The organism is Pelagibaculum spongiae (genome assembly GCF_003097315.1).
Taxonomy (GTDB): Bacteria; Pseudomonadota; Gammaproteobacteria; order Enterobacterales; family Pelagibaculaceae; genus Pelagibaculum; species Pelagibaculum spongiae.
Map to the genome: position 1 here is coordinate 1,177,532 of NZ_QDDL01000001.1, position 20,078 is coordinate 1,197,609.

A 20,078-nucleotide genomic window follows, 5' to 3' on the forward strand; every position below is an offset into this window, starting at 1 on the left:
GAATATTGTGAAAAAATATTACGACAATCAAGATAACGACGATACCGGAATCGATATGACTCCGATGCTGGATATTGTCTTCATCATGCTGATTTTTTTCATTGTCACCACCTCTTTTGTAAAAGAGTCGGGTATCGATGTGCATCGGCCAACTGCAGCAACCGCAACCACGGTCGATAAAGCCAATATTATTATCGCAATTGAAGCCAATGGTGCGGTCTGGATTGATAAACGACAAATCGATATCGCATCAGTACGCGCTAATATTGAACAGCTGAAAGTAGAAAACCCAGAGGGTGCAGTAGTGATTCAAGCCGATGTCGATTCTCGATCGGGACTGGTCGTTGAAGTTATGGACCAGGTGCGTCTAGCCGGTATACAGAAAATCAGCCTGGCTGCAGATAAACCTCGATGAATCATTTAGCACTGCCCTCCTCTCACTTGGCAAAAACACTGCTGTTAGTCATCAGTGCATTTCTTTGCGCATCGCTGATTGCTATTGGTTTATTTATTTCTATGAACAAATTAGTTCATCCAAAAAATACGTTAGCACAACCAGCCGATAACTTTCGTTTGATTGATTTTATTCAAACCGACAAATCAGAAACTATTCAACAAAAAAAGCGCTTACGGCCCGAGCCTCCCAAGCCGGTCAACAATCAGCCACAACCACAAACCAAAATTAGCCAGAGTAAACCTTCCAAGCCTCAACTAGCTAATACACCACTAACAATGCCTGAGCTAGATTTACGGCTCGATCTGTCAATAGATAGCAGTTTTGTGCAGCCACAGAGCTTCAATAATAATGTGCCGATATCTAATGTTGAAGTAACAGTCATTGAAGCTGGCAACAACAGTGAAGCCATTCCGCTATCTACATTTCCTCCGGTATTTCCTAGTAAAGCGCTACGTAGAAAAATTGAAGGTTTTGTCACGCTCAGTTTTACTGTAACTAAAAGCGGCCGTATTAGTAATATAAAAATTATTGAATCGGATCCGAAACGGATATTTGACCGCGAAGCGATCAAGGCAATTCGCAAATGGAAATTCCAACCAAAAAAATTAGCCGGGCAAGCCGTTGAAAGTCAATTCACTCAAAAACTCGAATTCAAATTAGGTAATTAATCGCTGTGAACATCCGATGCTTAAATTTTTACAGTAAATTGCTATCTATTGCATTAGTTACAATATTGATATTTACACCTGCTATCTACAGTACTTCAGCAATAGCCCAACCGGCATTACAGCTCAAAGCGGCCAGTTACAAACAATTATTATCCAGCCAAAAAGCACTAGAAGCGAAGCAATACGCTAAAGCAGAGCAGTTGTTATTAACACTTATTAAAAACACTCAATCATTAAAGTATGACCAGCTAATTGGCTGGAGAAATCTTGCTGCAGTCTATCTTGATCAAGCCGCAAGTACTGGCACTGCTTCTGAAGAAAACACTCAAGAAAACACTCAAGAAAACACTCAAGAAAACACCGACCAACTTTACAATAAAGCCATTCCAGCGCTAGAAAAAGCATTAGAACTAGCGCTTGGTTTAAAACAGCAAGCGAGCATTGAGCAACAACAGCTTCGCTTGAATTTAGGACAACTATTATTACAGCAACAACACTATGCAAAGAGCGCTCAATTATTTGAAGACTATCTTTCTATCGAAGAAATAAAGTTATCCAAACCGCAAATAAGTAATACTGAAACTGAGAACAAAGTCGCCAAAACAAGTCATCCAGCCGCGCGAATTTACCTATTACTAGCTCAAGCCGAGTATCAGCAACAACACTGGCACAAGGTATTATCCCCCATCAGCAAAGCAATAGCAGCAGCAACAGAGCAGCAACTGCCTGCGCAAAAAAACTGGTATCAAATTAAATTAGCAGCGTTTTATCAGTTAAAACAGCCATCAGAAATGAAGCCTCTATTGCAGCAAATGCTCAAACTTTGGCCAAATGAACGCCAGTATTGGATGCAACTATACCAAGTTGAATTGCAACAGTCAGAGTTTAGCGGGCTACAAGCTGATGCCTTAGCTGTTTTAAAGTCTGCATGGCTGCAAGGCGTCTTCGATAGAGAGTCTGATTACCTGCAATTGGCACAATTATTGGCTTATAACAACAATACCTACCAAGCTGGCCAACTACTTGAACAATCAATCCAACAAGGGTTGGTTACAGAAACCGATAAAAACTATCAATCCCTAGCTAACTATTGGTTGGTGGCAAAAGATAATGATAAAGCCTTGTTAGCATTGAAGCTGCAATTTCAGATAACACCAAAAGCAAAGTTAGCACTCACAATTAGTCAGCTGATGTTTGCGCAACAGCAATATTCGCAGCTAATCGATTTTTCCAGCAATTATTTGAAGAGCGCTTCACTAAATAGCACTTTATTGAATAGCAGCTCAGATTCATCTCTATCTAAAACAGAATCAACAACTGATTCTGATGCTCAAATCATCTCAAAAATACAACTACTTGCAGCTCAATCTTATTGGCAGCTATCACAAGTTAGCGTTCTCTCAGAGAACAAGAAAAACCAGTTAATAAAAAATTCGATACATCTATTGAAAATAATTGAAGAGAATCTAGCGACCAAACAAACTGCAAAAAATTGGTTAAAACACATCATAAAAATTACCAACACAAAATCGTAATCAGCAAGCTCTGATTCGTGCGCTATAACTTTGCTCAAAAATCAGCTAAAAAATACACCAACCGATCAGACAAAAGCCTCTTAACTTTCCACTTACTAGCGCTATCTTTCCTTTTATCACTTTTACTAGGTAATACAGTTTACCCACAACAACGTAGGCCATTGATACTTAAAGAAAAATAAAATCACCATAATTGAATGCTAACTATAACTTCTTATTGTTTAACTACACTTCCCGTTAGGTTGACTTATATCCAGTTCAGTTGACGTTGTTATTTGGGAAGTGCATGAATGATCAAACAATCCAAAAAAAATAATTTATTACCAATATCTGGCGGAATTTTTTTAGTTGCTGGATTAATTTCAGCTTCAGATACTTTTGCTTTAACGCTAGTAAATGACACCTTTGCAATAGATGAAGATACACCAGCCATTTTTGATGTTCTAAGTAATGACCAGGTTAGCGCCGGTGAAACGATTAATGCACAATCATTAACAATTATTAGCGCGCCTCAAAATGGTCGAGCAATTATTGAAAATGGAAAAATTGTTTATCAAAGCACTCAAGATTTCAATGGTAGTGATAGCTTAAGCTACCAAATAACCGATAGTAATAATGCAGTAAAATCTGCATCGGTCGCGATTAATATTGCATCGGTAAATGATCGGCCAGTACAGACCAGCGCTGAGTTGATACATGTACAGCAAAATCAAAGCTACACCTATCAAGCTACTGCTACTGATGTAGATAACACTGTTAATTTCCAATTCGGCTGGAACAGTGGCGCAAGTTTTACTTCTTTAGGCTCTGATTCAAGCAGTATTATTTTCAGTCAGCAGCGCATTGGACTGCATTCTATTATTGCACTTCGTAGCGATCATGCTTCAAGCATAATTCGTGTTGTTAGCCACGGAAATACTGCAGATCCATCAGTTACTCAACAACTACCTGCATTGGCTGCCAATAACCAACAACAAACATTGAATTATCTGATCAGCAACGAAAACCCTTATTTTTCTCAGAATACTGAATTAAATTTTTCAGCTAAGATAATCGGTGCTTTCGCAGTTAATCAAATACCAGAAAGCTGTACTCAAAATAGCTTATCAGATGATTTAGCTGGCATTGCTATCAGCTGCGATAACTTAACGCTCGATGCAGCAGAACCATTACAACTTTCAGTACGAATCACTCCCTCTACGGCTGGCTTTATTGATAGTACAGCCACGCTATCTGCAACGACTGGCGAAGCTCGCTCGAATAACAATATCAGCAGCCAAAGACTGGCGGTATTAGCTGACACCGTAAGCGTTGCTAGCCAACAAGTTACTGCTGATGCCGCAGCTTCAATAACTGCGGTAGATGCTGAAGGTGATGGTGATATCGACCTACTAGTCGCACCCGCTGATTACGGTCAACCTATCTGGTTTCTAAATGATGGAACAGGACGTGTAGCTCAAGCTGGTACTTTATTTGGTGCCATCGACGCCATTAAAGTTCTAACGGCTGATTTAGATAATGATGGTATCAATGAAATCATATTATTAAATCGGGATGGTGCAGTTCAACAGTACTCAAGAATCAATGGCAGCTATCAATTAACCAATGCCATTTCAGAGTGGGATGACCAGATCGGTAGTGTTTTTGCCCGCGATGCTCAAGTTGCCGATTTAAATGGTGATCAATACCCTGAACTAGTAATCGCTGGAAATTATGCCACTCCAATATTCCCAAACAACAACGGCATACTTGGATCTGCAATATCGTTTAGAAATACCGGAATCAATAACCATGCAGTAGCAATTGCTGATTTTAATAACGACCAACAGGCGGATATTATTTATCCAAGTGCTCTATATTCAACCAAACGCTGGCTTAATAATGGCGATAGCGATTTAAATAATAATTTAACTCGTCAATTTTGGTCTGGATCTTATCCGTTAAGCCTCTACAAAAAAGCTTTGGCCGTTGATTTAAACAGCGATAATCACGACGACTTGGTGTTACACACTACAGGTGAAAGAAACAGCAGCAATTTATATAGAGAATTACCTGAGCTGCAAACCATTCACCAGCTACGCATTTTTAATAATGGCCAGTCAGGTTTAAGCAACAGCGTTTCAAGACACTTGGATATTCCAGAAATTGATAGCTTCAACAGCTTTGATTTTGATAACGATAGCGACCAGGATTTATTACTGGCAACCGAGCAAGGCGCAGGCATCTTACTCAACAACCAGCAAGGAAACCTAAATTTAGGTGGTTTTGCCATTCAATCTCAGCCGGGGAATCAGTTCGTGATCGCTGATTTAAACAATGATGGTTATAACGATTTGATCACTGCTTCAATTACCGATGCGGGCATTCAAAGCTACATCAATCCACTGGGTGATCCACTAGCGCCTATTACCACTGATGAAAACAACCAGAATGATCGAATCGGCTTATCTATCAGCGGAAGCGGTAGCCTGAACTGGGGATGGATTATCGCATTGTTATTGTCTGCTGGATCGGCTCGTCGCAACAAAGTGGCAAGCCGTAGTTAACTTATCAAAGTACTATTTAATAGAAACACTCTGTGAACTTTTTTTGCAAAAGCGCTAGATGTCGATGTAAATCGTCTAACTGCAGCAATGGCAACCACGACCTATTGATAAAACAAATATTATGAATGCTCTGTTTCCTAGGGGCATCTAACCTTTTCTTGCAAGGTTTGATAAGTCTTCGGCGCAGTGCAGATTCGTCTCTACTTAAAATAGAATAGATAGTTGATTCTGATGTTCACATCATCTCAAAAATCTAATTGATCATAACTCAAGCCTCTTGGCAGTTATCGAAAGATGATATTCAGTCAGGTAAAAGACAAAGCCAGTTAATAAAAAATCGATACTTCCATTACGAATAGTTGAAGATAATCCAACAATTAAACAAGCCATAGAAAACTAATTAAAATAAATCATAAAAAATTACCAACACAAATTTATAATCAACAACTCGTGATTTGCGCACCATAATTTTGATTAAAACCAATTAAAAAAACATTGATTAGCTAGACAAACCGCTTTTAACCTTCCACTTACTAGTGTTATTTTTCCTTTTATCATTTTTGTCAAACAATACAGTTTAACAGCTTTCCCTGCAAACTATTGACCTACAACAAAGATAATAAAAAACCTTTAGACATCATCACTGAATGTCAGGTACAGCCTCTTATTATTTAACTACACTTTCCGCTAGATTGACCTACATCAAGTTCGGTTGACGTTGTTGTTCGGGGAGTACGCTAATGATCAAACAATCAAAAAAAAATAACTTATTACCAATATCTGGCGGAGTTTTTTTAGTTGCTGGATTAATTTCAGCTTCAGATACTTTTGCTTTAACGCTAGTAAATGACACTTTTTCAATAGATGAAGATACACCAGCCGTTTTTGATGTTTTAAGTAATGACCAAATTGAAGCCGATGAAACGTTCAATGCACAATCATTGACGATTACCAGCGCACCTGAAAATGGCCGAGCTATTATTCGTAATGGAAAAATTGTTTATCAAAGCAATCAAAACTTCAATGGTAGCGATAGCTTAAGCTACCAAGTAATTGATAGTAATAATACTGCACAAACTGCATCAGTTGCGATTAGTATTGCATCGGTAAACGACCGACCAATATTGACCAGTGCCGAGCTAATACATGTCCAGCAAAACCAAGAATATACATATCAAACAACTGGTACCGATATAGATAGCTCAGTTTCGTTCGGCTTTGGTTCTAATAACCAAGCTGGATTCATTGGACGGCATGGCCTTAATAACCGTTTTATTTTCCGGCAGCAATATGTCGGTTTAAATGCTTTTTCAGCTATCTCTAGTAATGGTAGCTCGCATTCAATTCGGGTTGTCAGTCACGGAGATATTGCAGATCCTGCAGTTACTCAACAACTGCCTGCATTGGCTGTCAATAACCAGCAGCAAACATTGAATTATGTCATCAGCAACGAAAACCTTTATTTTACTCAAAATACTGAATTAAATTTTTCCGCTAAAATAATTGGTGCTTTCGCAGTTGATCAAATACCAGAAAGCTGTACTCAAAGTAGCTTGCCAGATGGTTTAGCCGGCGTTGCTATCAGTTGCGGTAGCCTAACCCTCGATGCAACTGAGTCATTACAACTTTCAGTGCAAATTACTCCATCTGCAGCTGGCTTTATCGATAGTACAGCCACGCTATCTGCAACGACTGGCGAAGCTCGCTCGAATAACAACAGCAGCAAACAAAGACTGGCTGTATTAGCTAACGCCGTAAGCGTTGCTAGCCAACAAGTTACTGCTGATGCCGCAGCTTCAATAACTGCGGTAGATGCTGAAGGTGATGGTGATATCGACCTACTAGTCGCACCCGCTGATTACGGTCAACCTATCTGGTTTCTAAATGATGGAACAGGACGTGTAGCTCAAGCTGGTACTTTATTTGGCGCCATCGACGCCATTAAAGTTCTAACGGCTGATTTAGATAATGATGGTATCAATGAAATCATATTATTAAATCGGGATGGTGCAGTTCAACAGTACTCAAGAATCAATGGCAGCTATCAATTAACCAATGCCATTTCAGAGTGGGATGACCAGATCAGTAGTGTTTTTGCCCGCGATGCTCAAGTTGCCGATTTAAATGGTGATCAATACCCTGAGCTGGTAATCGCCGGAAATAATAGCACTCCAATATTCCCAAACAATAATGGTGTACTTGGTTCGGCAATACAGTTTAGAAATGGCGGCATTAATAACCATGCAGTAGCAATTGCTGATTTCAATAATGATCAACAAGTAGATCTTATTTATCCAGATACGAATTCTGCAACCCGGCGCTGGACTAACAATGGAAACAGCGATTTAAATAGCAATCTTAACTTTCAGCCATGGTTTGGTGCTTCTTCAAGCTTATATAGAGAAGCATTGGCGGTTGATTTAAACAACGATAATCACGACGACTTGGTGTTACACACTGCAGGTGATAGAAACAACGATAATTTATATCAAGAACTGCCTGACCTGCAGACTATTCACCAGCTGCGCATTTTTAATAATGGCCAAGCAGGTTTAAGTAACAGCGTTACAAGCCGCCTTGATATTCCAGAAATTGATAGCCTGAGCAGTTTTGATTTTGATAACGACGGTGACCAAGACTTATTACTGGCAACCGAGCAAGGCGCAGGCATCTTACTCAGCAACCAGCAAGGAAGCCTGAATTTAAATGGCTTTGCCATTCAATCTCAACCGGGTAACCAGTTTGTAATTGCCGATTTAAACAATGATGGTTATGGCGATTTGATCACTGCTTCAATTACTGATGCAGGTATTCAAAGCTATATCAACCCACTAGGTGATCCACTGGCACCCATCATTACAGATGACAACAGCCAGAATAATCAAATCAGCGCATCAACAGGCGGAAGCGGTAGCCTAAGCTGGGGATGGATTATCGCACTGCTATTACCTGCAGGATGGATTCGCTGCAGCAGAGCGGTCAGCCGCCATTAAGATTTGCTCAAGCATGATTTAATAGAACAACTTTGTGTACCCCCATTTTAGAAGGACTTCGGTCCTTCTTTTTTTATTTCCAGGGACGGAATGTATGTCATAAGGAAGCATGGATGCTGCTGTGACGATTTCCAAGGGCGGAATGTATGTCATAAGGAAACATGGATGCTGCTGTGACGATTTCCAGAGACGGAATGTATGCCGATACTACAACAGCCAAAGACTTAACAAATTTCAATATTTTTGATTTCGTCTATGCTGAAAATACCACTCTCCACTGTGATTTCCTGAAGATGGATGCTGATAAAAACCAGCCAAGTCGCTGCATCAAACAACCGGTTGCGCAAGATATCATTCGGCAAAAAAGGCTTTTTATATTTCGTTATCGCCTGACGTTACTGCTACTACTTAGCTTTTGCTTCTTCACGCTTTTCTGGATCAGCCAGCCGACAATGCTTAGTGAACCTTCAACAACACAATCAACGAGCCAACAAGATTTGATTTATGGATTTGTCATGTTGCTGTTAGGCTTATCTCTTTTAAAAATGACATCAAGAAAACGATTAGGGAAAGTACAAAATCAGATTAAAAAAAAGACTGATAGCTATTAACCATCAGTCTTTTCAGCACGATTTGAAAGACAAGCGAAAATTAAATTCGCTCTAGCACTCGACAAGTGAAGTCGTAAGCATTTTTTTCATCTTTACTGTGCTTTTCTGCTGAAACTTCTTTCCATTCCATTGGGTTTAATGCTGGAAAGAAAGTATCGCCTTCAAATTCAGCATCAATCTGAGTCAAGTACAAGCGATCAGCATGAGGCACAAACGCCTCATAAATCTTGCCACCACCCACTACCATTAATTCCTCGACATCGCTAACTGCGGCCATCGCAACCTGCAATTTGGAAAAAACTTCAACACCTTCTGGGGCATAGCCCGGCTGACTACTAATCACCATGTTACGGCGACCAGGCAACGGCTTACCAATGGAATCAAAGGTATTACGGCCCATTAGTACCGGCTTACCTAAAGTGACTTTTTTGAAATAAGCCAGCTCTCCGGGTAAATGCCATGGCATTTTATTGTCTTTGCCCAATACACGATTTTTTGCCATTGCGGCAATTAGGGAGAGTTTCATACGGCAACCTCAGCTTTAATATGTGAATGAGCCTGGTAATTCACCAACTCAAAATCTTCAAACTTAAAATCAAACAGATCGGTTATTTGCCGGTTTAGCTTCATGGTGGGTAAAGCCATCGGTTCTCGCGACAATTGTAAATCGACCTGCTCTAAATGATTGGAATACAAATGTGCATCACCCAGAGTGTGGACAAATTCTCCAAGCTCCAGCCCAGTTACTTGCGCCAACATCATGGTCAACAATGCATAGGATGCAATGTTAAATGGCACGCCGAGAAAGATATCGGCACTGCGTTGGTAAAGCTGACAGGATAATTTTCCATCCGCCACATAGAACTGGAACAAACAATGACAAGGCGGTAAAGCCATGTTGTCAACTTCAGCAGGATTCCAGGCACTCACTAACAAACGGCGGGAGTCCGGATTATTTTTAATCTGCTCCACCAACTGACTAATCTGATCAATTGATTGTCCATTCGCCGCTGGCCAGCTTCGCCACTGGGCGCCATACACCGGGCCCAGATTGCCATTTTCATCAGCCCAGTCATCCCAAATAGAAACGCCATTATCTTTCAAATAAGCAATATTAGTATCGCCTTTTAAAAACCATAACAGCTCATGAATAATGCTGCGCAGGTGGCATTTCTTAGTGGTAATAAGTGGGAAGCCTTTACTAAGGTCAAAGCGCATTTGATAACCAAACACGCTGATAGTACCGGTACCTGTGCGGTCATCCTTGCGATTTCCGCTATCGCGAACATGACGCATCAAATCCAGATACTGTTTCATTATACTTTTCCTTTAGCCGATTTTTTTGAAGATGCCTTTTGAGCCGGTGTCTGCAATTTGGCCAGCCGATAACCCATCACCATTAACATCGCACCTACCGCAATCATCGGCAAGGACAACTGTTGGCCACGGCTCATCCAACCTAAAGCAACAAAACCTAAATGCGAATCTGGCTGACGGAAGAATTCCACCATAAAGCGGAAGAAACCATAGCCAATTAAAAATGCACCGGAAACTGCCATTTTTGGCCGTGGCTTTTTCGAGTAGAACCAAAGAATAAAGAACAATGCAAGACCTTCGCCTGCCATTTGATATAGCTGAGATGGATGACGCGGCTCTGAACCTGCGCCAGCAAACACCATTCCCCATGGTAAAGATGGATCCGCTACCCGGCCCCATAGCTCACCGTTAATAAAGTTACCTACTCGGCCACATGCCAATGCCAGTGGAGCCATCGGTGCAACAAAGTCACCCACTTCAAAAAAACTTTTACCGGTAGATCGGCCAAAATACCAAACCGCCAGCAACACACCAATTAAACCACCATGGAAAGACATCCCGCCTTCCCAAATCCGGATCATTCCCATTGGATCTTGAGCCAACCCTGCAAAATCGTAAAACAATTTATAACCGAGTCGCCCGCCAATAATCACACCAAGGAAGGCATAAAAAATCAGGTCATCGATTTGCTGCGGCTTCCATAAATTTCGCTCAGCTGCACGCTTACGACAAAGCCACCAAACTAAAGAAATACCGATTAGATAACTAAAGCCATACCAAGTAGGGCCGAGGTTCTCCATCTGAAAGCTACCGATGTTAATCGGTCCCAGATTAAAAATATAAGGATCAAATTGAGGATGTTGAAGCATGGATAGTCCTTGGCTTAGCGCCTACAAAAACAGCAATTTGCTACCAACAAGCAACAAAAAGCAGGCAAAAATTCTTTTTAAAACGGGCTGCGGCAAGCTGTGAGCAAGCTGTGCACCCACTGGCGCAGTCAACGCACTCATACAAGCAACGCCTAATAATGCAGGCAGATAAACATAACCCGCAGTCATTTCCGGCAGCAGGCTATCATTCCAGCCAGCAGTTACAAAACCCAAAGCACCAGCAAGCGCTAAAGGAAAGCCACCGGCTGCTGAAATGGCCACCGCATTTCGAATCGGTACATTACACCAGCTAAGAAATGGCACAGTCATCGAACCACCACCTATGCCCACCAAAGCAGAGATAGTACCAACCACACCGCCAGCACCCAACATGCCGGCTGACTTAGGTAACTGCCGAGCCGGTTTAGGCTTAAAACCAACCCCCATCTGCACTGCAATGGTCAGAGCAAAAATACCAAAAAAGGTTTTCAAACTATCGCCATCAAGCAAATCAGCTAACATGGCACCTAAAAAGCTTCCCAGTAAAATACCCGGTGCTAACCGAGTAAATATCGACCAATCAATTGCACCTTTTTTATGGTGCGCCCGAATTGATGACAAAGAAGTAAATACGATGGTCGCCAGCGATGTGCCAATCGCCATATGGGTCATTATCTCTGGAGACATGCCCTGAAATGAGAAAAGAAACAGCAATGCTGGAACGATCACTAATCCGCCACCAACACCAAATAATCCGGCAATCACCCCAGCGAAGGCCCCTAGAACAAAGTAGCTGATCCAAATCTCGAAACCGCTCATACAGCTAACCCCATCTGTCTTCGAGGAATATTGCCCCAGCACTTGGGCTGACCAACAAAAATCGGCATTATACGGTATCCGGCAGTGAATTTTATTGTTGGCCACAAAAAACAAATAAATCAATAAGTGAGACAGCCTGGATGTTTACCATCTCCAGGTAGATGCGGAGGGGATAAATAAGCCATGTGCCTGATTGCTTTGAGTTACCAGCAACAAAAGGGGTTTCCTTTGGTTTTGTTGGCCAATCGAGATGAGCTTCATCAGCGAGAAACTTCTCGATTAGCTTTTTGGCCAGACGCACCCGAAATTCTCGGTGGCAAAGATCTTGAAGCGGGTGGCAGTTGGCTGGCGATAAATCGTAATGGCCGATTTGCGGTATTAACCAACCTGCGCCGTCCCGGCCAAACAAAAGGTCCGCGTTCTCGTGGGTTGATCATTAAAGACTATCTCACCAGCAATCTTTCTACTGAAGCATTTGTTGAACAATTATCCAATGATAGAGCGCTCTATTCGGGATTTAATATCGTGCTCGGTGATTTCTCCACCGATTGCCAACTGTGGTATCTCTCTAGCGAGACCACACCGCGTGAATTAGCACCCGGTAACTACGCCATTAGCAATGAAGTGCTCGGTGACAATTGGCCAAAAACTGAAAAGCTTAAACAAGGAATGGTTGAATCGCTCAGCCAAGAGCTGAATGAAAAAGCACTAATGGCATTACTAGAAAACCGTCAGCAGGCAGAAAAATCTCAATTACCTAACACCGGTGTTGGTGAAGAAATGGAGCAACTACTCTCGCCAATTTTTATCGCTAATGGCATATATGGCACTCGCTGCTCTACTTACTTAGCGATTAACCATAAAGGTTTTTTGAGAATGCGCGAGCATAGCTGGGATGTACAGCAGCAACTTAGCGACAATAGAAGTGTTGAGTTTCTGATTAACGCTGAAGATGATTCGTTTTTATGCAGCGATGCACTGCAAAATAACTTAGATTGTTGCTCGATAGATTAATAAAACATTCGCTTTTTCAACCTATATTTTGGCCGCACTATTTATAGTTATGGCCTCATAGTCACACCGAAAAAATTGCCAACCCTTTTTTGAGTCAATCCTTATCAATCACTAATTCTTTTAAATCATTATCGATTAGTAATTGACGAATTTGCTGACGAACCTGATTGGCATCGGTCGCCAAAGTCGCGGGATCAACTGCTGACTGCAATTGCTGATAAGGAATGGTTTGCAAGGCCCATTTCACACGAGCCATTTGCACTGCGTTCATGCTTAAACTGTCATAACCCATGCCAGATAACAACAAGGCAGAATACGGATCGCCCGCCATTTCACCGCAAACCGATGCCGTAGCACCCGCAGCATGTGCACCATCGACAATTTGTTTCATCGCCATTAGCAAGCTAGGTGTTAAGTGGTCGCACAAGTTAGAAACGCGAGAATTATTACGATCCACCGCCATTAAATATTGGCTCAAGTCGTTACTACCAACTGAAACAAAATCAACCAAAGCTGCCATTTGATGGATTTGATAAACCGCCGCAGGCACTTCAATCATCATTCCGACTTTAGGTTTTTCTAATTCCGGTTTTTCTGATGTAGTGTTTTCTGCTGAGACTTCTGACCATGCTTGCTCAAATAATTTCAGGCAGTCTTTTAATTCCTGAAGATGGGTAATCATCGGAAACATAATCATTAAATTTTTACTATTTTGATTGGCTTTAATCATTGCCCGCAATTGGCCCAGAAAAATTTCCGGGTGATCTAAAGTAACTCTGACACCGCGCCAACCAAGAAATGGATTGTCTTCTACGATCGGGAAATACGGCAGGTTTTTATCACCGCCTATATCGAGCGTTCGCATAATGACCGGGCGACCTGAAAAGCCTTCGAGTAATTGGCGGTAAATCAGCTGTTGTTCATTTTCACTCGGAAAACGATTACGCATCATAAACGGCAATTCAGTACGATATAAACCCACACCATCGGCAGCTTGCGAAGGCGTTGAATTTTGCTCACTAGCCAAACCGGTGTTAATCAAAATTTTGGTTAAGCGACCATCGGGCGATAATGCAGGTTTTTGCAGCCGCTGATTTAACGATTCACTTAGCGCTTTATCTTGATCGAGCATCCGCCGATATTCATCAAGCATTCTACTGGGCGGATTGGGATACACTTTTCCGCGATAAGCGTCTAATGCCAGTTTTTGCCCATCCAGATGATGAAATGGTAATTCCTCCATTCCCATCAAAACTGGAATACCCAGACTTCTCGCTAAAATAGCGGTATGAGAATTAGAAGAACCTTTTACCGACACCACGCCACAGAGTTTTTCTACGGGCACTCGTGCCAACATAGCTGCAGTGACTTCGTCACCAACCAAAATCGTGTTTTTCGGATATTCTCGCTGAACGCGACTGGCTGCTTCCTGTGAAACCTGAAGTTTTGATAACACGCGACGACCTAAATCGAGCAGATCAACTGCCCGCTCACGTAAATAATCATCTTCCATAGTTTCAAAAACAGAGGCATGGCGCAGCACCACAATTTTTAATGCGCCTTGCGCCCAATTTCCCTTGCGAATGGTTTGTTCAATTTCACCATTCAAGCCCGGGTCACTTAATAAAGTGATATAGGCATCAAATAGAACTAACTCGGCTTTAGGAACCGAACCTTCCAATTGACGAGACATCTGGCGAATATCATCTTGAACCGCATTCACTGCATCGCGGAAAGCCAGAATTTCTTCCGCTGGGTTTTCACAGCCTTTTTCTGGTACCGAATCCAAATCTGCCGGTGGATAGACCACCAGTGCGCGGCCAATTGCTAAACCAGGTGAAACCACTCGACCTTTATAGCCGCGCGATAAAGCGCCTTGCTTAGCACCACCACTTAATAAACCGCTGGCTTCCGCATTACCGAGCACCGCAGAAAGCTGCGCCGACACTGTGACTAACAGCGCTTCATCTTCTTCATCGAAACGTCGCTCTTCACCCTGCTGAACCACCAATACACCCAAGTTACGGCGTTGGAAACTAATCGGCACCCCAAGAAAGGCACTGTAGGCTTCTTCACCGGTTTCGGGGAAATAACGAAAGCAGGCATGCTGTGAAGCATCATCAAGGTTAACCGGTTCGGCTTTTTGCGCCACCAAACCCACTAAGCCTTCACAGGAATCAAGAGAGATACGACCAACCGCTTGTTGTTTCAAACCGCGGCTGGCTTTAAGAATGTGGCGACCGGATTGCGGATCAGTAATATAAATGGAGCAAACATCTGTCTCCATGATTTGTTGCAGGCGTTCAACAATCAAATTCAACACTTGAGTAGTGTCGCGTTGACGGTTCACTTCCTGAACAATCTGGCGGATGTGCTGCAGCATCTATTACTGACCCTCCGGAAAGAATTAAAAAATATTGACCGGCTGACAGCAATTGCTAACCAAGGCTAACCTTCGTCTTTGCCATCCCGATCTTTTGGCCATTTTTTATTGCGCTTGTTGCTCGACGCTGTCGGAGGCGGCGGATTTGGATTGGCCCGCACGTTCGCAAACACCTTAGGTGCCAACTCCAACAGAGCGCGTCGATAAACTTCACGCTTGAAAGAAACCACATGGCGCAGCGGATACCAATAGGTCACCCAGCGCCATTCATCAAATTCCGGCTTGCTGTGTCTATCGAAACAAACATTGTCCTCAGACCCGACCAACTGAAGCATAAACCACTTCTGTTTCTGGCCAATACAACGTGGCTTGTTGTCACGAATCAAATGCCGCGGCAAACGATAACGTAACCAGCCCCGAGATTGACCGAGAATACGGACATGCTCTTTAAGCAGTCCGACTTCTTCGTACAGCTCCCTGTACATAGCTTCAATCGGCGTTTCCTGCCTGTCGATTCCCCCTTGGGGGAACTGCCACGCCTGCTGTCCTACTCGGCGGGCCCAGAACAATCTTCCTCTCTGATCGCACAGAATAATGCCGACATTGGGGCGAAACCCATCTTTGTCGATCATTCAATGATCCAATAAGCTTTTTCAACCATTGTTCCAGAGCGAAAGGCTACTGGCAATGCCCGTGTGTACTCAGTTCGCATTGATTTGATTGGCAGCGGCAGATTCGCCGCCTACAATGTTCCTTTTTCGATCATCCGAGTATGGAGTAGTAGCAAGTGAGCTTGGCAATTTTTGATTTGGATAACACATTAATAAAAGGTGATAGCGATCACAGCTGGGGCGAGTTTTTGGTTCAGAAAGGCATCGTCGACACTCAAGCATTCAAACAAGCTAACGACCTTTTCTACCAGCAATATAACGATGGTCAACTCGATATAAATGAGTACTTAAGATTCACCTTACAACCACTCACTCAATTTTCAATGCAGCAGTTAGCTGAGCTGCAAGAAGAGTTTATGCGTGAGGTAATCGAACCAATTATTTTGCCCGACGCCGAAGCACTGTTACAAAAACACCGGGACCAAGGCGATTACCTGCTAATTATTTCTGCCACCAATGAATTTGTGGTTGGCCCAATTGCAAAGCGTTTCAAAGTTGACCATGCCATAGCCTGTCAGGTAGAAATTATTGATGGTCGTTATACCGGCAAGCCCATTGGTATTCCCAGTTTTCAGGCCGGTAAAATCACTCGACTTGAAAGCTGGTTGGAAGATCACCCTCAGCATTCCATGCAAGACGCCTGGTTCTACAGCGACTCCAGAAATGACTTGCCATTGCTAGAACAAGTCGCCCGGCCAATTGCGGTTGATGCTGATGAAACGTTAACCGCCCGAGCCAAACAAGCAGGTTGGCCAATTATTAGTTTGCGCTGAGTGTTCCATAGTTCAGGCTGGCAACCGGTCAGTCTGAACTATTCATTATTTTGAGTTTTGCCCTCGCTGTCAGAAGAAAGGTTTTAAATAACAGCTAAATATTATTGCTCTATAATTTCTCTTCAGCTTTATTTTCAAAAATAAATGTTTTTACGCCAAGGACTGCCTAAATACTGCGGAGCATAAATCATGTCATCGAAAACCCGCCTTTTGCCAAGAACACTTCTGTCCATATTAGTTCTATCTGTCACAGCACTGCTATTAAGCAGCTGCGCTACCAGCAGCAGCGCTCTATCAGACCAACCGGTAGACCAAGTTGCCCGAGCGCACAATTGCCAGGTTGCCAAAACCAACTTAGATGCCTTATTGAATCACCAAATCATTACTCGATCTGATGCCAGTGGAAATGAGGTCGAATTGACTGCGAGTGAGCGCAAAAAAGCAGTGCAGCTGAATCAGCGGATGAAAGATAGTAATTGCAGTTAAAATAATGCTAGTGGAATTTTATCTAGAATGAGATGCAGCGGTATTATAAAAAAAACCAAGCAAAGCTGCTTATGTTATTTCTGCCTAAGTTTTCAATTTCAAAAAAAAGTTTCTATCTGACATAGTGTTTTTTTACACAAACAATAAACTAGGCGACTTAACCGCCAGCCAACCACAAAATTATTTCACTTGATCATCAACACTCTTTTAAACAATAATATTTTTGGTTTACCCTTACACCCTGATATTTTCGAGATATATTGCCACGAAATAAGGCCAGTGATTTATCAACCAAAGCTGCCATTAACGACTGGACAATTAAAAAAACAAAACAATTGGTTTTATTCATTAGAAATGTCAAACCCTCACATCTAATGACTTATTTGAAATCATAAAACCAATCAATACTTATGCATACCAAATAAAATCAAAGGAAATGCAAAATGAAAAAAACTTTATTAGCATTGTCATTACTAGCTGGTGCGGCACAGGCCCAAGAAGCTGACCAAGCAAGATATTCATGCGACATTGAAAACTATGCAGGTATTGATACAAGCGCTTTGATTATACCACTTGTGCAACAAGTTTATTCTGTTCAAAGAAATGTTCTGTCAAATGTTCCAACGCCATTCGCAATTGAAGATGGCCAGATCATGGGTATACGATATGTTACTTATTTTTCATATTCACAAGGTTTACTGATTGCCCCCGTTGAGTCGAATGTGACACTTAATTTTGAAGATGGTAGTGCCCGGACTGTGGCGTTAAATGAGATAAATATATCTCAACTCGAATCACCTCTCGTCAGTTACGAGATTAATGCAACATATGACATAACGCCTGCAGGCGGTGAAACCTATAGGTTTACATATACGGGTGATAATCTTGTACAAGGTATTTTAAACGAACTCCCCCTAGCAAACTGGGAGTTTTTAGAAGGTGTATCAAGAGATGTAACACCAACTATCAATTGTATTGATCATGAAGGACCAGCAATAATAGCACAGTTGGAGAAAAGATTGAGCCGTGTTGAAGCATTACATCCAGAATTAGCAATATTTGACTTACCTTTAAGTGAAGCAATTGAATCTCTACCAAGCTCGCAACGTTACTCAGCTTATAAATATCAATCAGGTGAAATAAATAGATACTGGGCAATTGAACGTATTCGGCGCACCGGTGAAAACACCAGCAAATTACGATTAGTAATGCAGTATATAAACGAAGAACGTTAATTAAAAATAGACCATCTTAGGATGGTCTTTCTCTATTAAATCATACCGAACACAGTAATGAGTAGGGTGTCGGTTTGCCTAAGGTTGTTTACTTCCTCTGTACCTCCGGTAACAAGCAAAAGTGCGATGATTAATAATCATCCCATCAAAGCTACCTACTATTTATTGTTATTATTGAATATTTTTATGGCGCCATCGCATCACGATCTTCACCTGACATATCTTAAAACTAGGTTCATATATGAGTATTCTTTGGAATCAAACAAAATTGCTCTAGGTGCCAGATATAAAGAACAAAGAAAGATTTTAACCGGCACCTACCCCAGATGAACTCAGTGATTAGCTGATATTAGCTAGCTTATACCAACTATAAAAATTGAAAACTTACAATCCTTTATAAAAAAACATTTAATTAGAACAGGTAATTATAAGAAAATCTAAAACCATAACATAAATGATTTTTCATATCATATTCATAGTTTTGAAAGACAAAAAAAACCTGCCGATCTATTGTTTTATTCGTCAATTTGTTTCTTGCCCTATCCTTCTGTAAATCAAACCTCCTAACTATGAGTTGTTGTTATGAAAACTGTAATTATATCCATACTACTACTTTATTTAACACCTTTTTCTGCACTCGCAAGTGACTGCAAGCCTGTTGTCATTGAGGGACAGCAGCTCATAGGAAACTCAAGTACAGACAATAGTTACCGCATAGAAATAAAGTTTTTCTTAAATAGCTGCGATTTTTATCAAGCGTATGCTGAAGATTCTGCGCAAGGCGCTACTACTGAACCAGGTTCAACCACTGCACATGGCGGCTCTTGGATTGTTATTTTTAAAGGCGATGGCTCTACTACCAATACCACCACTAGCATTACTCCATCTTCACAATACATATCTGCTGAAACCAGTCGTTATTATTTGACCAGAGATCAGTTTTTAAAATTTATCGAGCAATTTTAATTAGCAATCTCTTAAACGAATTAATTTTGTAATCTATGAAGAAACACTTCACGAACATAGAAAAAACTAACAAAAAATCCACAATCGAGAAGGGTGAGACTCACACCCACCCTTTCTCACAGAACCCTGTGTACAAGCTTTGCATGGGGCTCACGTAACTTTCTACCTCAACCTATTTGGAAGAACTCCACTACCTCCTTTTTTTCAAATCATTACCCTCGCCTGACACATCTTAAAACTAAGTGCATGCATGAGTACTCTTTGAGATCAAACAAAATTACTCCAAGTGCCAAGAATAAAGAATAAAGAATAAAGAAGGCTTTTAACCGGCATCTACCCCAGATGAGCTCAGTGATTAGTTGATATTAGCTAGCCTACACCAACGATAAAAATTAAATATCTACAATTAATTATAAAAATATTTTAATTAGAACCGATCGCTGCAAGAAAAACCAAAACCACAACAATCCTTCGCACTATATCCATAGTTTTGCCCCGTCAATCTATTATTTTATTCGTTGATTTGTTTCTTATTCTATATTTAGAAAGATATTTGTTCTTGCTAGATTAACATCTGTAAACAAAAAGATTGAAGCCGATACGATCAACTGGAAGTTTATTTGCTGACTTTGAGAAGACAACATTAGGTGCTGAAGCAACAAACAATATAAATAAGAATTGGGGCATATCTGCTGAATACTCCAAGCTCTTATCAGGCAAGTTATTGTTTAACGC

The 20,078-nt window shown here is 41.5% G+C and carries 17 protein-coding genes; 11 read left to right on the forward strand and 6 right to left on the reverse strand.

The features are described from left to right. Positions 1–7 precede the first annotated feature (7 nt). The 6 genes from DC094_RS05100 (at position 8) to DC094_RS05125 (ending at position 8,810) form a co-directional block, all read left to right on the forward strand. The gene (locus DC094_RS05100; RefSeq protein WP_241503965.1) at positions 8–415 is read left to right on the forward strand and encodes an ExbD/TolR family protein; all 408 of its coding nucleotides are present in this window, start codon (positions 8–10) and stop codon (positions 413–415) included. After that, positions 412–1,125, forward strand: a complete 714-nt coding sequence (locus DC094_RS05105) for an energy transducer TonB (RefSeq protein WP_116685974.1) — start codon at positions 412–414, stop codon at positions 1,123–1,125. Before DC094_RS05100 ends, DC094_RS05105 begins: the two co-directional genes overlap by 4 nt. Positions 1,126–1,190: 65 nt before the next feature. Further along, entirely contained in the window at positions 1,191–2,660 is a 1,470-nt protein-coding gene (locus DC094_RS05110; RefSeq protein ID WP_133245466.1) for a tetratricopeptide repeat protein, read from the forward strand. Between the two features lie 290 nt (positions 2,661–2,950). Beyond that, positions 2,951–5,206, forward strand: coding sequence for an FG-GAP-like repeat-containing protein (locus DC094_RS05115; protein ID WP_116685976.1), 2,256 nt, complete (start codon positions 2,951–2,953; stop codon positions 5,204–5,206). 740 nt (positions 5,207–5,946) lie between these two features. Further along, positions 5,947–8,199 (forward strand): FG-GAP-like repeat-containing protein, encoded by a 2,253-nt coding sequence (locus DC094_RS05120; protein ID WP_116685977.1) that lies wholly within the window; start codon positions 5,947–5,949, stop codon positions 8,197–8,199. A 161-nt stretch (positions 8,200–8,360) separates the two neighbouring features. Then, entirely contained in the window at positions 8,361–8,810 is a 450-nt protein-coding gene (locus tag DC094_RS05125; protein ID WP_116685978.1) for a hypothetical protein, read from the forward strand. A 40-nt stretch (positions 8,811–8,850) separates the two neighbouring features. Here DC094_RS05125 and folA read toward each other — a convergent pair whose 3' ends face one another. The 4 genes from folA to DC094_RS05145 are packed head-to-tail and all read right to left on the reverse strand — an operon-like array spanning position 8,851 to position 11,815. Continuing rightward, positions 8,851–9,336, reverse strand: a complete 486-nt coding sequence (gene folA / locus DC094_RS05130) for a type 3 dihydrofolate reductase (protein WP_116685979.1) — start codon at positions 9,334–9,336, stop codon at positions 8,851–8,853. After that, positions 9,333–10,127 (reverse strand): thymidylate synthase, encoded by a 795-nt coding sequence (locus DC094_RS05135; RefSeq protein ID WP_116685980.1) that lies wholly within the window; start codon positions 10,125–10,127, stop codon positions 9,333–9,335. The genes folA and DC094_RS05135 overlap by 4 nt, the downstream gene beginning before the upstream one ends. Then, positions 10,127–10,996 (reverse strand): prolipoprotein diacylglyceryl transferase, encoded by an 870-nt coding sequence (gene lgt / locus DC094_RS05140; RefSeq protein ID WP_116685981.1) that lies wholly within the window; start codon positions 10,994–10,996, stop codon positions 10,127–10,129. The genes DC094_RS05135 and lgt overlap by 1 nt, the downstream gene beginning before the upstream one ends. Positions 10,997–11,017: 21 nt before the next feature. Next, positions 11,018–11,815 carry a sulfite exporter TauE/SafE family protein gene (locus tag DC094_RS05145; protein ID WP_116685982.1) on the reverse strand — a complete coding sequence of 266 codons (798 nt, stop codon included), beginning with the start codon at positions 11,813–11,815 and terminating at the stop codon, positions 11,018–11,020. A gap of 183 nt (positions 11,816–11,998) precedes the next feature. Between DC094_RS05145 and DC094_RS05150 the strand changes: the two genes are divergently transcribed. Next, positions 11,999–12,829 (forward strand): NRDE family protein, encoded by an 831-nt coding sequence (locus DC094_RS05150; RefSeq protein ID WP_116685983.1) that lies wholly within the window; start codon positions 11,999–12,001, stop codon positions 12,827–12,829. Between the two features lie 94 nt (positions 12,830–12,923). On the opposite strand, the gene ptsP is transcribed toward DC094_RS05150, so the two are convergent. Both ptsP and rppH read right to left on the reverse strand, forming a co-directional pair. Then, positions 12,924–15,212: a phosphoenolpyruvate--protein phosphotransferase gene (ptsP, locus tag DC094_RS05155; RefSeq protein WP_116685984.1), complete on the reverse strand. Its 2,289-nt coding sequence runs from the start codon at positions 15,210–15,212 to the stop codon at positions 12,924–12,926. A 65-nt stretch (positions 15,213–15,277) separates the two neighbouring features. Further along, a complete protein-coding gene (rppH, locus tag DC094_RS05160; protein ID WP_116685985.1) occupies positions 15,278–15,844 on the reverse strand; it encodes an RNA pyrophosphohydrolase in 567 nt (188 codons plus the stop codon). Positions 15,845–15,999: 155 nt separating this feature from the next. Here rppH and DC094_RS05165 point away from each other — a divergent pair, with 155 nt between their 5' ends. From DC094_RS05165 to DC094_RS05180, 4 genes are all read left to right on the forward strand, one after another. Beyond that, positions 16,000–16,656: a histidinol-phosphatase gene (locus tag DC094_RS05165; protein WP_116685986.1), complete on the forward strand. Its 657-nt coding sequence runs from the start codon at positions 16,000–16,002 to the stop codon at positions 16,654–16,656. 189 nt (positions 16,657–16,845) lie between these two features. Further along, positions 16,846–17,142: a YajG family lipoprotein gene (locus DC094_RS05170; RefSeq protein ID WP_116685987.1), complete on the forward strand. Its 297-nt coding sequence runs from the start codon at positions 16,846–16,848 to the stop codon at positions 17,140–17,142. 443 nt (positions 17,143–17,585) lie between these two features. Continuing rightward, positions 17,586–18,377 (forward strand): hypothetical protein, encoded by a 792-nt coding sequence (locus DC094_RS05175; protein ID WP_116685988.1) that lies wholly within the window; start codon positions 17,586–17,588, stop codon positions 18,375–18,377. Positions 18,378–18,959: 582 nt separating this feature from the next. After that, positions 18,960–19,343 (forward strand): hypothetical protein, encoded by a 384-nt coding sequence (locus DC094_RS05180; protein WP_116685989.1) that lies wholly within the window; start codon positions 18,960–18,962, stop codon positions 19,341–19,343. Positions 19,344–20,078: the final 735 nt, after the last annotated feature.

Coding starts and splice junctions, on each gene's coding strand:
- DC094_RS05105 (WP_116685974.1), top strand. CDS start 412: ATGAATCATTTAGCACTGCCCTCCTCTCACTTGGCAAAAACACTGCTG.
- DC094_RS05115 (WP_116685976.1), top strand. CDS start 2,951: ATGATCAAACAATCCAAAAAAAATAATTTATTACCAATATCTGGCGGA.
- DC094_RS05120 (WP_116685977.1), top strand. CDS start 5,947: ATGATCAAACAATCAAAAAAAAATAACTTATTACCAATATCTGGCGGA.
- DC094_RS05125 (WP_116685978.1), top strand. CDS start 8,361: ATGGATGCTGCTGTGACGATTTCCAGAGACGGAATGTATGCCGATACT.
- folA (WP_116685979.1), bottom strand. CDS start 9,336: ATGAAACTCTCCCTAATTGCCGCAATGGCAAAAAATCGTGTATTGGGC.
- DC094_RS05135 (WP_116685980.1), bottom strand. CDS start 10,127: ATGAAACAGTATCTGGATTTGATGCGTCATGTTCGCGATAGCGGAAAT.
- lgt (WP_116685981.1), bottom strand. CDS start 10,996: ATGCTTCAACATCCTCAATTTGATCCTTATATTTTTAATCTGGGACCG.
- DC094_RS05145 (WP_116685982.1), bottom strand. CDS start 11,815: ATGAGCGGTTTCGAGATTTGGATCAGCTACTTTGTTCTAGGGGCCTTC.
- DC094_RS05150 (WP_116685983.1), top strand. CDS start 11,999: ATGTGCCTGATTGCTTTGAGTTACCAGCAACAAAAGGGGTTTCCTTTG.
- ptsP (WP_116685984.1), bottom strand. CDS start 15,212: ATGCTGCAGCACATCCGCCAGATTGTTCAGGAAGTGAACCGTCAACGC.
- rppH (WP_116685985.1), bottom strand. CDS start 15,844: ATGATCGACAAAGATGGGTTTCGCCCCAATGTCGGCATTATTCTGTGC.
- DC094_RS05170 (WP_116685987.1), top strand. CDS start 16,846: ATGTCATCGAAAACCCGCCTTTTGCCAAGAACACTTCTGTCCATATTA.
- DC094_RS05175 (WP_116685988.1), top strand. CDS start 17,586: ATGAAAAAAACTTTATTAGCATTGTCATTACTAGCTGGTGCGGCACAG.
- DC094_RS05180 (WP_116685989.1), top strand. CDS start 18,960: ATGAAAACTGTAATTATATCCATACTACTACTTTATTTAACACCTTTT.